Genomic DNA, 14,114 nt, shown 5'->3' with positions numbered 1-14,114 from the left:
GTTCTGGAAGGTTGACCCCGAACAGATGATGGCAAGGCCCTTGGATGTGCTCCGGGAGTCCCTGGAGCACGCGCAACGGATCAATGCGATGCAGCAGGTGGAGTGATGGCTACGACAATCAACAACACCCAGCAAAATGTGCTGCGGGTGCTGAATACCCAGACCCTCGTCAACATGGCTGTGGTCATCAACGGTGTCCAGAAAATGGAGACCGAAATGGCCAAGGTCACCACGAAGGTCGAGACATTCAAGAAACGCCTGGAGGACAGCGGCCTGGGCACGCTGGACATTTCCGCCGTATTCAAGGGCGGAGGGCTAGCAGCCCCCTTTGTGGCTGGTGTTCAGGCCGCCATTGAGGAAGAAAACAAACTGACCACGGCGCGCAAGCAGGCCGAGAGCACTGGGGCCAAGGAGCGCGCGCTGGGGAATACCGCACAGAATCTGGCGAACTTGGATGACGCCCTCGACAGTGTTTCCGTCAAGTTCGGTCAGGCGTTGTTGCCGGCGGTCAATACGGTGGTCACCGCGCTGGTGCCGTTGGTCAACCGGGTTGCCGAGTTCGTGGCGGCGAACCCGAACCTTGTCCAGGGACTGGCTGCAGGAGCCCTGGCGTTTACGGCCCTACGGGGCGCGGTGACGGGCGTAATGGCGGCAATGGAGTTGGCCAAGGTCGCCATGCTGGCCTCGCCGATTGGCCTGGTTGCCTTGGGCATTGCTGCGGCGGCTGCACTGATCGTTGCTTACTGGGAGCCGATTTCAGGCTTTTTCGGTCGGCTGTGGGAGGGCATCAAGAGTGCTGCTGCGACCGTCATGTCGATCCTGCCCAAGGTGCTCGCCTGGTCGCCGATGCCGCTGCTTACCGCAGGATGGGGAGCGATCAGCGATTTTTTCACCGGGCTCTGGGATTCGCTCAAGGGCCCTGCAACCACTGTGGTCGACTTTTTCGAGACGCTGTTTTCCTGGAGCCCACTGGGCATCGTCATCGCCAACTGGGAGCCGCTGACGGGGCTGTTCGATTCGATCTGGCGATTACTCAAGGCGTTGGCGGTTCCGGTGAGGGATTTTCTGAAGACACTGTTCGACTGGTCGCCGCTGGGCATGGTCGTCAACAACTGGGGACCGATCAGTGGATTTTTCGATGGCCTCTGGACAGCGCTCGTGGCGGCCGTCGCTCCGGTGCCGGGTGTTCTGAAGACACTATTCGACTGGTCTCCCATAGGCCTGATCATCGCCAACTGGCAACCGCTCACTGAGACGTTTGCGACCTTGTGGAATGTGCTGCGTAGTCTGGCGGAACCGGTGGTCGCATTTCTCCAGGGGATGTTCGAGTGGTCGCCACTGGGGCTGATCATCAAGAACTGGGAGCCGATCGTTGGCTGGTTCGGTGAGTTGTGGAACCGCCTGCAGAATTTTATCGCGCCAATACGGGAGCTGTTCAGTGGCGGCTTTGGTGGCTTTATCGCCCAGGTCACCGGTGAAGTCGACAGCCTGGCGCAGCAGCAGGAGGTGCGCAACGCCCAGGCCGGTTCCGGTCTGATTCAGAGTTCAGGTTCCCTCATTCAGCAAGCCGCCACCAATAACCGTACTCAACTCGAAGGCGGCCTGACCGTGCGTTTCGAAAACGCACCGCAGGGCCTGCGCGTCGACCAACCCCAGACCAACCAGCCGGGCCTGAGTCTGACGCCTGCCGTCGGCTATCGCTCGCTTTCCTTCGGAGGTGCCTATGGCGACTAACTGGCGTGATCGCCTGTTGCCGGCGTCGTTTCGCGGCGTGCCGTTCTGGGTCGACCAGGCGAAAACCCCGGTCGGCCAGAAAGGCCAGTTGCATGAATATCCCCAGCGCGACCAGCCGTTTTTCGAACGGCTTGGTCAGCAGGCGAAAATCCATGACCTGACCGCCTTCATCGTCGGTGCCGATTGCCTGGAGCAGCGTGACAACCTGCTCAAGGCATTGGAGGAGGGCAGCGGCGAGCTGGTCCATCCATGGCTGGGACGGATGCAGGTCAAGGTTGGCGAATGCGACATGACCCAGACCCGCCAGGATGGTGGACTGGTGACCTTCAACCTGAAGTTCTACCCGGACGAGCCGTTGCAGTTTCCCAAGCCGGTGGTCGACACCCAGGAGCAACTGCAGGTGGCGTCGAGCAAACTGCTCGACGCCTCGGTGGGCCGTTTCGACGAGGCGATGAAGCTGGTCAACCAGGCCCGGGTCGGCGTAGAGAACCTGCGCAAGGGCATTACCCAGGCGTATCAGGTGATCGAACAGCAGTTGCAGCCGCTGATCGAGACCTACGCGAATGTCTACGCGCTGGTCCGTACGGTCAAGGAGTTTCCTCACCAGGTCAGCGCGGCGGTCAAGGGCGTACTCGGCGAGGTCAAGGCCGAGTTCAACGACCTGGTCGGCGAGGTCCGTGGGCTGGTCGGTGAAGTCCGTGGATTGAAGGACTTCGCCGTCCAGGGTTATCACGGGATGCTGGCCGACCTGTCGAAACAGGTCGAGGACGCCAAGTCCCTCGACGCTTCGCAACTGGCGATTGGCAAGGACACCGCCGCGGCCTCGCAGGCCACGGTGAACCTGATCCAGGATGCCCTGCTGGTGCAGATCGCCCAGTTGGTGTCGGTGATACCCGCGGCGACCCAGGCGGTGAAACTGGCCGTTACCCCGTCGCTGGCGCAACAGGCCCAGCAGCCGGTGCAACGCGCCGATGTGCCGGTGGTCGATGACGTGTTGGCGCTGCGCGACAGCCTCAACGAGGCGATCTGGCAGGCGGCGCTCAAGGCCGATTCGGTGCATTACCAGGCACTCAATACCGTGCGCCAGGCGCTGGTGCAGCATCTCAACGCGGTGGCCTCCAACGGTGTGCGACTGATTGATCTGGTGCCCAAGAGCAACCTGCCGGCGCTGGTGGTGGCCTACAGGAACTTCGGCGATGCCACGCGGGTCGGGGAAGTGGTGCAGCGCAACCGCATTGCCCATCCCGGTTTCATCCCGCCGGCGCCCCTGCAGATCTCCCGGGAGTAAGCCATGAACGACATCGACAACGCCGTCGTCCTGCTGGTCGACGGCCTGAGCTACGAGGGCTGGAAGGCCATCGAAATCAGTGCCGATCTCGAGCGCCAGTTCCGCACCTTCAAGCTGGGCATTACCTGGCAATGGCCGGGGCAGACCCTGGCTGTGCCGATCAAGGCCGGGGCCCGCTGCCAGGTGCTAATCGGCTGCGACCTGGTGCTCACCGGGCATGTCTACCAGGCGCCCATCAGCTATGACGGCAAGCAGATCAGCCTGACCATCGAGGGCAGTTCGCTGACCCGCGACCTGGTGGACTGCGCGGCCATCAACCAGCCGAGTCAATGGCGCCAGCAGGGCCTGCTGACGATCGTCGAGGCGCTCGCCAAACCCTACAAGGTCAACGTGCGCAGCGAGATCCCGGAGACCACCCGGCTGCAGACCCACAGCATCGTGCCGGGGGAAACGGTGTTCAAGTCCATCGACCGCCTGCTGACCCTGTATCGGGTGTTCTCCACCGATGACGCGAGCGGCAACCTGGTGCTGGCCAAGTCTGGCAGTGCCGGGCGCGCCAGCGATGTGCTGGAACTGGGCAGAAACATTCTCTCGGCCAGTACCGCGAGGGATTTCAGCGCGGTGTTCTCCGAGTACCGGGTGATCGGCCAGCACAAGGGCAGCGACCAGAAGAGCGGCAGTGCGGTGAGTGAAGTCAGCGGCGTGTCCAGCGAGAGCAATCCGCAGCGCAGGCGCGTCACGGTGATCAGCGAAAGCGTCCAGCTCACCCCGGAGCTGGCCCAGCAACGGGCCGACTGGGAACGGGCCACCCGTGCCGGCAAGGCCCTGGCCACCACCTACACCGTGCAGGGCTGGCGACAGTCCAACGGTGACCTGTGGCGGCACAACCTGCTGGTGCGGGTAAAGGACCCGGTGCTCGACGTCGACCAGGACATGCTGATCTCCAAGATCACCTACTCGCTGTCCGGGCAGGGCTCGCTCACCACCCTGGAAGTGGCACCGCCGGAAGTCTTCGAGGCGACGCCGACGAAGGCCCGGAGCAAGGCCAGGTAACCCCCCTCTTCGCGGCGCCTCTTTCGCGGATAAATCCTGCTCCCACAGTGTTCCGGCATTCACATCCCTTGTGACAACCGCTGAACCTTGTGGGAGCCGGATTTATCCGCGAAAGGTGCCCCTCTGACACACCGCTCGCCCAAGGAACCCCTCATGAGCCTACTGACCCGCCTGCTGGCGCGCGGCACCGTCGTGCTCGCCAACTCGGCCAACAAACTGCAATCGCTGCAAATGCGCCTGACCGCCGGTGAAGTGAACGACGACATGGAACACTTCGAACCCTACGGTTTCACCAGCAACCCGCTGGCTGGCGCCGAAGGCATCGCCACTTTCCTCGGCGGCGACCGTTCCCATGGCATCGTGCTGGTGGTCGCCGACCGCCGCTACCGCCTGCAGAACCTCGCCCCCGGCGAAATCGCCCTCTACACCGACGAAGGCGACCGGATCCACTTCAAGCGCGGCCGGATCATCGATATCCAGACCGGCACCCTGAACATCCGCGCCAGTACCGCCATTCACCTCGACAGCCCGACCCTGACCCAGACCGGCAGGATCGTCTCCCAGGGCGACCAGGTCGCCGGCGGCATCAGCCAGATACAGCACGTGCACGGTGGCATCCAGCCAGGCAACGGCCAGACCGGCGTACCGGCGGGAGGTGCGTGATGTTCGTGTCCAACGACCTCAAGGCGGCGCTGACCCGCTCGGTGCTGATCAGCCTGTTCACCTGGCGCCGGGCCAACAGCGACGACCCGATCGACGACGATGAGCGCTACGGCTGGTGGGGCGACAGTTTCCCCATGGTCGCCAACGACCGCATCGGCTCGCGGTTGTGGCTGCTGCGGCGGGTCAAGCTGACCGCGCAGACCCGGCTCGATGCCGAGTTCTATGCCCGTGAAGCCTTGCAATGGCTGATCGACGACGGCCATTGCAGCGCCATCGAGATTCAAACCGAACGGCTCGACGCCCAGCGGCTGAACCTGCGCACGGTTCTGACCCTGGCCAACGGCGAGCGCCTGGATATCAACCCGAACCACAGTTGGCAGGTGACTTATGCCGTTTGAAACCCCTTCGCTGCCGGTGCTGATCAACCGCACCCAAAGCGACCTGGCCAGCGATGCGCTGCGCCAGTCCGATGCCCAGGTCCTGGCCCGCACCCTCAGCGGCGCGGCCTTCGGCCTGTATGGATACCTCGACTGGATTGCCGCGCAGATCCTGCCCGACACCGCCGATGAATCCACCCTGGAGCGCATTGCCGCGCTTCGTCTGCACCAACCGCGCAAGGCCGCCCAGGCGGCCACCGGCAGCGTGAGTTTTACCGCTGCCGCCGGTGCCGTGCTGGACGTCGACACCCTGCTGCAGAGCAACGACGGCCGCAGCTACAAGGTGACCCAGGGAGGCACCACCCGCGCCGGTAGCAATACCGCGCAGATCCAGGCGCTGGATGCCGGCAGCCTGGGCAATGCCGACGCCGGCCTGACGCTGTTTCCGGTCCAGCCGGTGCAGGGCATCGGCAACACCTTCACCGTGCTCGCCCCCGGCCTGAGCGGCGGGGTGGCGGCGGAAAGCCTCGAGTCCCTGCGTTCGCGGGTGATTCGTTCCTATCGGATCATTCCCCATGGCGGGGCGGCTTCCGACTACGAGACCTGGGCGCTTGAGTGTCCGGGGATCACCCGGGCCTGGTGCCGCGGCAACTACCTCGGGCCTGGCACCGTCGGCCTGTTCGTCATGCGTGACGACGACCCGGTACCGATTCCCGATGCCACGCAACTGGCGGTGGTTCAGGCCTACATCGAGCCACTGCGTCCGGTGACCGCCGAGTTGCATGTGTTGGCGCCGGTGCAGGTGCCGGTGACCTACACCCTGCGCCTGGTGCCGGATACCAGCGCGACCCGTGCCGCGGTGGAAGCGCAGTTGCGCGACCTGCACAAGCGTGAGGGCGGTCTCGGCGAGACCCTGTTGCTGACCCATATCGCCGAATCGATCAGCAGCGCCACGGGCGAGAACGACCACTTGCTGGTCAGCCCGTCCGCCGATGTGCCAGCAGCCACCAACCAGTTGCTGACCTTCGGAGGCTGCGTATGGCTGGAATAAGAACTGCCGCGCAATACCAGGAGCAACTGCGCAGCCTGCTGCCGGCCGGTCCCGCCTGGGACCCGGAGCTGGTTCCGGAGATCCAGCAGGTGCTGCTGGGCATCGCCCAGGAGCTGGCCCGGGTCGATGCCCGGGCGGTGGACCTGCTCAACGAAGTGGACCCGGTGACCGTCAGCGAACTGGTGCCGGACTGGGAGCGGGTGATGAACCTGCCCGACCCGTGCCTGGGGCCCAAGCCGCTGTTCGACGACCGCCGCCTGGCGGTACGTCGGCGCCTGCTGGCGGTGGGCGACCAGAGCATCGGCTACTTCCTGGATATCGCCCGCAGCCAGGGCTACCCCAACGCCACCATCACCGAACAGCAGACCCCGCGCATGGGCCGCGCCCGCTTCGGCCGGGCGCGGTTCGGCACCTGGCAGGCGCAGTTCATGTGGACGCTCAACACCGGCGGCCGCCTGCTCATGGGCCGTCGCTTCGGCGCCAGCTATTGGGGCGAGCGCTTCGGCGCCAACCCGGGCAGCGCCCTGGAATGCCTGATTCACCGCACAGCGCCGGCGCACACGCTGGTGCACATCAATTACGACTGAAGAGGACGGATACGTGGATTATCCAAAAAGCACGCCCAGCGTTGGGTTGGTCAATGGCAGGTTTGTCGATGAGAACCCGGTCAATGGTTCGCCTGGGTCGCTGATTCCGGCGGTGTGGGGCAATGCGGTGACCGAGGAATTGCTCAATGTGGTCCAGGCGGGTGGGCTGGAGCCTGCGGAGGCGGAGCATGACCAACTGCTGAAAGCGATCCGGACCATCATCCAGAGCTCGCTGCCGCCGGAGCAGATTCGCACGACGTTGGCGGCGTACGGGATTACCGATGCGTATACCAAGGCGGAGGTCGAGGCGCTGTTCAAAAACGCCACCGCGTTGCCGGTCGGGGCGATGATGGCGTTTCCCAAGGGCGTGGTGCCGAATGGGTTCCTCGAGGTCGATGGTAGTCTGCAGAGCATTGCTACGTATCCGGACCTGGCGGCGTATCTGGGGACGACGTTCAACAAGGGGGATGAGGGGGCGGGGAATTTCCGGTTGCCGGAGTCGCGCGGGGAGTTTCTGCGTGGGTGGGATCATGGGCGGGGGGTGGATGCTGGGCGTGGCCTTGGCACATACCAGCTTGACGCCTTTCAGGGCCATTATCACGACATCACCAGCAGTCCGGCTGGCGGCGATGCTGCGTCGGGGACAGCGGTAAACACGCTTCAGGGTAGTGACGGCATTGTCATGCCTGGCGAGAAAGTCACCTCTCCTAAAACTGACGGTGTAAACGGTTCGCCGCGGACGTCTTCAGAAACTCGGCCGCGCAACCTGTCGGTGATGTGGTGCATCAAGGCCTGGAATGCACCAGTTAACCAAGGTCAGATCGATGTGGGAGCCCTGGTCGACGAAGTGCAGAAGTTGAAAGCTTCGGTGCCTATCGGTTCCATGTTGTCATTCCCCAGAGGTGTGGTGCCTCCAGGTTACCTGGAGGCCGATGGCAGCTTGCAGAGCAGTGCGTCCTATCCGGACCTGGCGGCGTATCTGGGGAGCACGTTCAATAGGGGAGATGAGCCTGCGGGGTACTTCCGCTTGCCGGAGTCGCGTGGGGAGTTTCTACGGGGTTGGGATCACGGACGAGGTGTGGACTCTGGCCGAACCATAGGATCCTGGCAGAACTTTGATATTCAGTCGCACGACCATACTCAGAATGGCGTCAACAACCTTCCTAGCAATCAGGGTTCAGGAGGACTTAACGCTTTTGCCAGAGGTGTGTCTGGTGTAGCAACCGACAAGACTGGAGGAGCGGAAACACGTCCTCGGAACATCTCTGTCATGTGGTGTATCAAGGCCTGGAACTCTCCGGTCAACCAAGGGAACGTCGATGTTGCTGCATTGGTTGCCCAAGTGCAGAACCTGCAGAGGGTTGCAATTGCAGGTGCATATAAAGGACTGACCGCCTCGGCATCAGGGCAGAGTTCGTTGGTAAATGTTGTTGCAGACCAGTTGGTGGTAGGCAACGATGCGTCATTCAAGGTTCTGAGCGCCTTAAGCCTGAGCATCAACTCAGCTGTCATAGGCGTCAATGGTTTGGATAGCGGCGCGCTGGCTGCGTCCAATTGGTACAGCGTCTGGGTTATCTGGAGCAGTGCGAGCGGTGTGGCTGGGCTGCTGTCTCTCAGTGCGACAGCACCTACGTTGCCATCAGGCTATACGCACAAGGCCCGGGTCGGATGGGTTCGGACAGACGCCACTGCGAACAAATACCCGTTCAGGTTCAGTCAGGTCGGCGGCCGGGTCGGTTATATCGTGACCGCAGGAACCAACGTTACGGCCTACCCCACTATTGCCTCGGGAATTGCATCGCCAGCGGTGGCTGCCTCGATTTCGGGGGTTGTGCCGCCTGGCGCCTCAATGATCAAACTGACTGGCGGTACCACCTCAGGCCAGATCAATGTCTCGCCAAGTGCCGCTTTCAGCTCTGCTGTCAACCAGTATCTGAGTACGTCATACCTGACTGCCGCTCCAATTGCAGGCGGCTACAACTCAGGTGGTCCTGTTACGACAATTCACGGCGAGCTTCTTATTGAGGGCTCCTCAGTGATGTATGGATCTACGGCAACAACTGGAATTCTTCAATGCATGGGGTGGGAGGACAATCTATGAGCGGTTGGGCAGTAAGGAAGGACGGAACAGGCTTCAGGGCCGTAGATATACCTGTTGCTGATCCGAATGACGACTCCAAGTTGTTTCCGGATCCAGCGTTTGAGAACTACTCGGAAGTCATGCCGGAGAGACCGAAAGAGTCGCCGGAAGAAGTGCTGGATCGAGTAAGGGGGCAGGCGAATCAGTTGCTATCTGTCGCCGGGCTGAGGATTGCTCCATTGCAGGACGCAGTGGATCTTGGTGAGGCCACCCAGATCGAAGTAGCGCAGCTCAAAGAGTGGAAGCGCTATCGCGTCGCACTCAATCGCCTGCCAGAGCAGACAGGTTATCCAGAAACCATCGAGTGGCCCGTGCTTCCTGCCTGACCTTACTGAGTGACTATCTGATGAACGAGTACAACCGGCCACGAGCCGGTATTTTTTTCTCGGGCAGAAATGCCCGAGATAGCGCGCCTTTTATTAAGCAGAAGGTGCATATCAATGATGGCTAGAGGAGATGTAAATGGATTATCCGAAAAGTGTTCCCGGTGTCGGGCTGTCGAATGGCAAGTTTGTAGACGATAACCCCATTACCGGCGCTCCCGGTTCGCTGATTCCGGCGAGCTGGGGGAATCTGGTGACGGACGAGTTGTTGAGTATTGTCCAGGCCGGTGGGCTTGAACCGTCCGAAGCGGCTCACGACCAGTTGCTGATCGCCATCCGGACGATCATTCAAAGCTCGCTGCCGCCGGAGAAGGTTCGTACGACGCTGGCCGAATATGGTATTACCAATGCCTATACCAAGGACGAAGTCGAAGCGCTGTTGAAAAAAGCCTCGTCACTACCTGTGGGCTCCATGGTGCCCTTTCCGAAGGGCACGGTCCCGGCAGGTTTTCTCGAAGCCGACCATAGCGTGCAAAGCATCGCTGTCTACCCGGATCTCTACGCGTACCTGGGAACGACGTTCAACGATGGTACGGAGCCTGCTGGCCACTTCCGTTTGCCGGAGTCACGTGGCGAGTTCCTGCGTGGGTGGGATCATGGACGAGGAGTGGATGCTGGTCGTGCAGTGGGGACCTATCAGTCCAATGCGATGCAAGGACATAACCATGCTCTTAACTATTCAGGGGCTTCTGTCGGTCCATTTGGTTTTGCTGGTGGCGCGAACATTGGGTTGGCCGTTACAAATGCCAATACGATACAGGCTGCAACCATAGTCTCTGATGGTGTCAATGGAGCACCAAGCGTTGCTACTGAAACTCGTCCTCGAAACCTTGCGGTCATGTGGTGCATCAAGGCCTGGAATGCACCGATCAACCAAGCAAACATCGACATTTCGGCATTGGCACAGCTGGTGGCTCCCGCCACCGAGATTCGGCCAGGAACAGCGAAGGTTGCAACTCAGGAGCAGGTTGTCGCCGGCGTGGACAACGAGTCGTTCGTGACCTCGAAAAAACTCCGGTTTGGCTTCGCGATGAGTCTTGCTCCGAGTGGTTTCGTGGCTTTTCCATCCTGGTTGGGTGGCCTGGTTATTCAGTGGGGCACGACCAACTCTACGAGTGTGACATTCCCCTTGCAGTTTCCGGCAAACCTTCACTACCTGTCACTGGTCGCTGCCAACTACGACAGCACTGCGGCAGTTGCGGGCCAGTATCAATCATACCGATCTTCTTCGACGACCGGGTTTACAGCCTCAGCGGTTCTGGCTGCCCCTGGCTCGATGAAATGGCTCGCTATCGGAAACTGAATCAAGGAGTAACTATGATCTACGCAAAATGGATTGAGGCTGACGCCCGATTTGCTTTCTCGCTCGTTGACAACGGTGGACAGCAGATCACGGAGGGCATGCGAGATGCCCTGCTTTCCGATGAGTCTGCCGGCAAGGTGATCGTGCCTGATGCAAATGGACTGCCTCTTGCCACGGCCCCAAGCCTGACGGCAGAGCAATCTGCTGCCCTGGAGCGGGCATGGCGGGATGGTGCTCTGTCGGCTGTCATGGGGATTCGTGATCGGCACCGTGATCAAAAGGAAATCGACGTGACCACCACGCTTTCAGATGAACAGTTCAGTGAGTTGCTGGTGTACATGCAGGCGCTGCGCGATTGGCCCCAGTCGGCCGATTTCCCGGCGTCCGGTGACCGCCCTGTTGCACCTGAATGGCTCGCCTCATTGAACTGGCAGGCCTAGCTGCAGGCAGCGACTGCGCTTACCGTTTGGGCAAAACCCAGACTTCATCCACCGCCATCGAGCGGTTTTTTGGGCCCGGAGAAAGCCATGCCCGTTACCGAGCAGCAACTGCTGCAAATCCTGCCCAACGCCGGCCCCAAAGCCGGCGTTTTCGTACCCGCTCTCAACACCGCCATGTCCCGGCACGACATCACCACCCCCAAGCGCATCGCCGCCTTCCTGGCCCAGATCGGCCATGAGTCCGCGCAACTGCGCTACGTGCGTGAGCTGGGCAGTGACCAGTACCTGAGCAAGTACGACACGGGCACCCTGGCCCTGCGCCTGGGCAACACCCCGGACGCCGACGGCGATGGCCAGCGCTATCGCGGTCGCGGGCTGATCCAGGTCACCGGTCGCAGCAACTACCGTCAATGTAGCCTCGCGCTGTTCGGCGACGAGCGTCTGCTGCAACAACCGGAACTCCTGGAGCAGCCGCAATGGGCCGCCGAGTCGGCGGCCTGGTTCTGGGAGCAGCAAGGGTTGAACGGGTTGGCCGATGCCGATCAGTTCAACAGCATCACCCGCAGGATCAACGGCGGCCTGAACGGCCTCGATGACCGCCTGCAACTCTGGGCGCGGGCGAGGGCGGTGCTATGCGCCTCCTCGACCTGATCCCGGCGCCTTACCGTCTGTTCGCTGTCGTCGTGCTGCTGGCCCTGGTTGCCGGTGGTTCGGCGGCACTGGCCTGGCGGATTCAAGGCTTGCGTTACGGCCTGCAACTGGAGCATCAGGCCCGGTTGCAGGCCAATGCGCTGCAACAGATTTCCCTGGCCGCGGCGACGCAACAGCGTGCCGAACAGGACAAGCGCCTGGCCCTGGAGCAGCAGCTCCAGGCCAGTGACCAAACCCACTCCAAGGAGTTGAACGATGTGCAACAGGATCAGGCTCGCCTGCGTGATCGCCTGGCTACTGCCGATCTGCGGCTGTCAGTCCTCCTCGACCGCAGCGACCCCGCCAGCGGCTGTGCGTTGCCTGCCACCACCGCCACCGGCGGCGTGGTTCATGCAGCCCCACGCGCCCGACTTGACCCGGCGCATGCTCAACGAATTGTCGCCATCACCGACGACGGCGACCGCGCCCTGATCGCCTTGCAGGCTTGCCAGGCGTATGCCGGGAAGGTTTCGCGCTGACATTCGGATGCAAAGTGCGTCTTGAAAGCCCGATTGGCTCGTGTAGGGTGTTTATTTCGCGGCGCCGGCGACAGTTTTTTGCGGGCGATTGCAGGTTTGTGGGTAAGGCTTGCGGCCGCTTTCGCGGGCAAGCCCGGCTCCTACAAGAGCTGGGTTGTACGCAGCATGGGGGTTCGAGGCGAATCCTGTAGGAGCCGGGCTTGCCCGCGAAAGGGCCAGATGAGCCTCTCTCGAATCAGGAGAGGATGCGGTTTATCTTTGGACAGGAGAGCAACGTGGACGACATCACCCGGCTTGCCGCCGAACTCGGCAAGCGCCTGCAGACCCTCAAGGCCCAGGTCACCACCGCCGAGTCCTGCACCGGCGGCGGCATCGCCGAGGCGATCACGCGGATTCCCGGCAGCTCGGCCTGGTTCGAGGCCGGCTATGTGACCTACTCCAACCAGCAGAAGACTCGTCAGTTGCAGGTGCCCGAGGCATTGTTCGGCCAGGTCGGCGCGGTCAGCCGCGAGGTGGTCGAGGCCATGGTCCGTGGCGCCCGGGCCCACAGTGGGGCGCGTTTCGCCGTGGCGGTCAGCGGCGTCGCCGGGCCGGATGGCGGTTCCGCCGAGAAACCGGTGGGCACCGTCTGGCTGGCCTGGGGCGTCGGCGATGAGTTGACCACCGAGCGCCGCCAGTTCCCCGGCGACCGTGATGCGGTGCGTCGGCAGACGGTGCAGGCCGCCCTGGAAGGGCTGTTGCGACGGGCGGAAGCAGAAATCGCAAATCAGGGGTAGGCGAGTCGCCAAGGCTGTGGAATAATACTGTCTACTTATACAGGTGTTGGCCGTCACAGGCCTTATTGATTACGTGAGGACTTTAATGGACGACAACAAGAAGAAAGCCTTGGCTGCGGCCTTGGGTCAGATCGAACGTCAATTCGGCAAGGGTGCCGTGATGCGTATGGGCGATCATGAGCGCCAGGCTATTCCTTCGATCTCCACCGGTTCCCTGGGCCTGGACATCGCCCTGGGCATCGGCGGCCTGCCGAAAGGCCGGATCATCGAGATCTACGGTCCGGAATCCTCGGGTAAGACCACCCTGACGCTTTCCGTTATCGCCCAGGCCCAGAAAGCTGGCGCCACCTGCGCCTTCGTCGACGCCGAACACGCCCTGGATCCGGAATACGCCGGCAAGCTGGGTGTGAACGTCGACGACCTGCTGGTTTCCCAGCCGGACACCGGCGAACAGGCCCTGGAAATCACCGACATGCTGGTGCGCTCCAACGCGGTTGACGTGATCATCGTCGACTCCGTGGCGGCCCTGGTACCCAAGGCCGAGATCGAAGGCGAGATGGGTGACATGCACGTGGGCCTGCAGGCTCGCCTGATGTCCCAGGCGCTGCGCAAGATCACCGGCAACATCAAGAACGCCAACTGCCTGGTCATCTTCATCAACCAGATCCGCATGAAGATCGGTGTGATGTTCGGTAGCCCGGAAACCACCACCGGTGGTAATGCGCTGAAGTTCTACGCTTCGGTTCGCCTGGACATCCGCCGTACCGGCGCGGTGAAGGAAGGCGACGAAGTGGTGGGCAGCGAAACCCGCGTCAAGGTCGTGAAGAACAAGGTGGCTTCGCCGTTCCGTCAGGCCGAGTTCCAGATCCTGTACGGCAAGGGCATCTACCTCAATGGCGAGATGATCGACCTGGGCGTGCTGAACGGCTTCGTCGAGAAGTCCGGTGCCTGGTACAGCTACAACGGCAGCAAGATCGGTCAGGGCAAGGCCAACGCGGCCAAGTTCCTGGCAGAGAACCCGGACGTCGCTGCGGCGCTGGAGAAGCAACTGCGTGACAAGCTGCTGAACACCAATGCTCCTGCGGACTTCAAAGGCAGTGCCACTGCCGACGAAACCGAAGACGATCTGGCTGACGCCGATATCTGAGTG

15 protein-coding genes are annotated in these 14,114 nt (G+C 62.0%); all 15 read left to right on the top strand.

All coding sequences use genetic code 11. The features are described 5' to 3' along the window. Positions 1-105: 105 nt before the first annotated feature. The 15 genes from ACM62G_RS05175 (at position 106) to recA (ending at position 14,111) form a co-directional block, all read left to right on the top strand. Positions 106-1,734: a phage tail protein gene (locus ACM62G_RS05175; protein WP_419736800.1), complete on the top strand. Its 1,629-nt coding sequence runs from the start codon at positions 106-108 to the stop codon at positions 1,732-1,734. Continuing rightward, complete coding sequence (locus tag ACM62G_RS05170; RefSeq protein WP_273819516.1) at positions 1,724-3,022, top strand: DNA circularization protein; 1,299 nt, start codon at positions 1,724-1,726, stop codon at positions 3,020-3,022. Before ACM62G_RS05175 ends, ACM62G_RS05170 begins: the two co-directional genes overlap by 11 nt. A 3-nt stretch (positions 3,023-3,025) precedes the next feature. Then, positions 3,026-4,075 (top strand): phage baseplate assembly protein, encoded by a 1,050-nt coding sequence (locus ACM62G_RS05165; protein WP_419736799.1) that lies wholly within the window; start codon positions 3,026-3,028, stop codon positions 4,073-4,075. Between the two features lie 153 nt (positions 4,076-4,228). Further along, a complete protein-coding gene (locus tag ACM62G_RS05160) occupies positions 4,229-4,738 on the top strand; it encodes a phage baseplate assembly protein V (protein ID WP_419736798.1) in 510 nt (169 codons plus the stop codon). Further along, complete coding sequence (locus tag ACM62G_RS05155) at positions 4,738-5,136, top strand: phage GP46 family protein (RefSeq protein ID WP_054061787.1); 399 nt, start codon at positions 4,738-4,740, stop codon at positions 5,134-5,136. Before ACM62G_RS05160 ends, ACM62G_RS05155 begins: the two co-directional genes overlap by 1 nt. Beyond that, positions 5,126-6,166 carry a baseplate J/gp47 family protein gene (locus ACM62G_RS05150; RefSeq protein ID WP_273819518.1) on the top strand — a complete coding sequence of 347 codons (1,041 nt, stop codon included), beginning with the start codon at positions 5,126-5,128 and terminating at the stop codon, positions 6,164-6,166. The genes ACM62G_RS05155 and ACM62G_RS05150 overlap by 11 nt, the downstream gene beginning before the upstream one ends. After that, positions 6,154-6,753 carry a YmfQ family protein gene (locus tag ACM62G_RS05145; protein ID WP_054056817.1) on the top strand — a complete coding sequence of 200 codons (600 nt, stop codon included), beginning with the start codon at positions 6,154-6,156 and terminating at the stop codon, positions 6,751-6,753. Before ACM62G_RS05150 ends, ACM62G_RS05145 begins: the two co-directional genes overlap by 13 nt. A gap of 13 nt (positions 6,754-6,766) precedes the next feature. After that, positions 6,767-8,854 (top strand): phage tail protein, encoded by a 2,088-nt coding sequence (locus ACM62G_RS05140; RefSeq protein ID WP_419736797.1) that lies wholly within the window; start codon positions 6,767-6,769, stop codon positions 8,852-8,854. Beyond that, positions 8,851-9,219, top strand: a complete 369-nt coding sequence (locus ACM62G_RS05135) for a tail fiber assembly protein (RefSeq protein ID WP_273819521.1) — start codon at positions 8,851-8,853, stop codon at positions 9,217-9,219. The genes ACM62G_RS05140 and ACM62G_RS05135 overlap by 4 nt, the downstream gene beginning before the upstream one ends. Before the next feature lie 136 nt (positions 9,220-9,355). Next, positions 9,356-10,579, top strand: coding sequence for a tail fiber protein (locus ACM62G_RS05130; protein ID WP_419736796.1), 1,224 nt, complete (start codon positions 9,356-9,358; stop codon positions 10,577-10,579). Between the two features lie 14 nt (positions 10,580-10,593). Next, on the top strand, positions 10,594-11,019 hold the full coding sequence (locus ACM62G_RS05125; RefSeq protein ID WP_419736795.1) for a phage tail assembly chaperone: 426 nt from the start codon (positions 10,594-10,596) through the stop codon (positions 11,017-11,019). Positions 11,020-11,106: 87 nt separating this feature from the next. Beyond that, positions 11,107-11,670: a glycoside hydrolase family 19 protein gene (locus ACM62G_RS05120; RefSeq protein ID WP_419736794.1), complete on the top strand. Its 564-nt coding sequence runs from the start codon at positions 11,107-11,109 to the stop codon at positions 11,668-11,670. Between the two features lie 255 nt (positions 11,671-11,925). Then, positions 11,926-12,141 (top strand): lysis system o-spanin lipoprotein Rz1, encoded by a 216-nt coding sequence (rz1, locus tag ACM62G_RS05115; RefSeq protein ID WP_026145515.1) that lies wholly within the window; start codon positions 11,926-11,928, stop codon positions 12,139-12,141. Positions 12,142-12,433: 292 nt separating this feature from the next. Beyond that, the gene (locus ACM62G_RS05110) at positions 12,434-12,964 is read left to right on the top strand and encodes a CinA family protein (RefSeq protein WP_162491330.1); all 531 of its coding nucleotides are present in this window, start codon (positions 12,434-12,436) and stop codon (positions 12,962-12,964) included. Positions 12,965-13,049: 85 nt separating this feature from the next. Then, on the top strand, positions 13,050-14,111 hold the full coding sequence (recA, locus tag ACM62G_RS05105) for a recombinase RecA (RefSeq protein ID WP_054060989.1): 1,062 nt from the start codon (positions 13,050-13,052) through the stop codon (positions 14,109-14,111). Positions 14,112-14,114: the final 3 nt, after the last annotated feature.

The sequence above is a fragment of the Pseudomonas sp. COR18 genome, assembly GCF_048568395.1.
GTDB classification, from domain to species: Bacteria; Pseudomonadota; Gammaproteobacteria; order Pseudomonadales; family Pseudomonadaceae; genus Aquipseudomonas; species Aquipseudomonas fuscovaginae_B.
This window is presented reverse-complemented; position numbering and strand designations above follow the sequence as displayed.

Excerpts from the sequence above, each read along its gene's own strand:
- ACM62G_RS05175 (WP_419736800.1), top strand. The coding sequence starts at position 106 with ATGGCTACGACAATCAACAACACCCAGCAAAATGTGCTGCGGGTGCTG.
- ACM62G_RS05170 (WP_273819516.1), top strand. The coding sequence starts at position 1,724 with ATGGCGACTAACTGGCGTGATCGCCTGTTGCCGGCGTCGTTTCGCGGC.
- ACM62G_RS05165 (WP_419736799.1), top strand. The coding sequence starts at position 3,026 with ATGAACGACATCGACAACGCCGTCGTCCTGCTGGTCGACGGCCTGAGC.
- ACM62G_RS05160 (WP_419736798.1), top strand. The coding sequence starts at position 4,229 with ATGAGCCTACTGACCCGCCTGCTGGCGCGCGGCACCGTCGTGCTCGCC.
- ACM62G_RS05155 (WP_054061787.1), top strand. The coding sequence starts at position 4,738 with ATGTTCGTGTCCAACGACCTCAAGGCGGCGCTGACCCGCTCGGTGCTG.
- ACM62G_RS05150 (WP_273819518.1), top strand. The coding sequence starts at position 5,126 with ATGCCGTTTGAAACCCCTTCGCTGCCGGTGCTGATCAACCGCACCCAA.
- ACM62G_RS05145 (WP_054056817.1), top strand. The coding sequence starts at position 6,154 with ATGGCTGGAATAAGAACTGCCGCGCAATACCAGGAGCAACTGCGCAGC.
- ACM62G_RS05135 (WP_273819521.1), top strand. The coding sequence starts at position 8,851 with ATGAGCGGTTGGGCAGTAAGGAAGGACGGAACAGGCTTCAGGGCCGTA.
- ACM62G_RS05130 (WP_419736796.1), top strand. The coding sequence starts at position 9,356 with ATGGATTATCCGAAAAGTGTTCCCGGTGTCGGGCTGTCGAATGGCAAG.
- ACM62G_RS05125 (WP_419736795.1), top strand. The coding sequence starts at position 10,594 with ATGATCTACGCAAAATGGATTGAGGCTGACGCCCGATTTGCTTTCTCG.
- ACM62G_RS05120 (WP_419736794.1), top strand. The coding sequence starts at position 11,107 with ATGCCCGTTACCGAGCAGCAACTGCTGCAAATCCTGCCCAACGCCGGC.
- rz1 (WP_026145515.1), top strand. The coding sequence starts at position 11,926 with ATGTGCAACAGGATCAGGCTCGCCTGCGTGATCGCCTGGCTACTGCCG.
- ACM62G_RS05110 (WP_162491330.1), top strand. The coding sequence starts at position 12,434 with ATGCGGTTTATCTTTGGACAGGAGAGCAACGTGGACGACATCACCCGG.
- recA (WP_054060989.1), top strand. The coding sequence starts at position 13,050 with ATGGACGACAACAAGAAGAAAGCCTTGGCTGCGGCCTTGGGTCAGATC.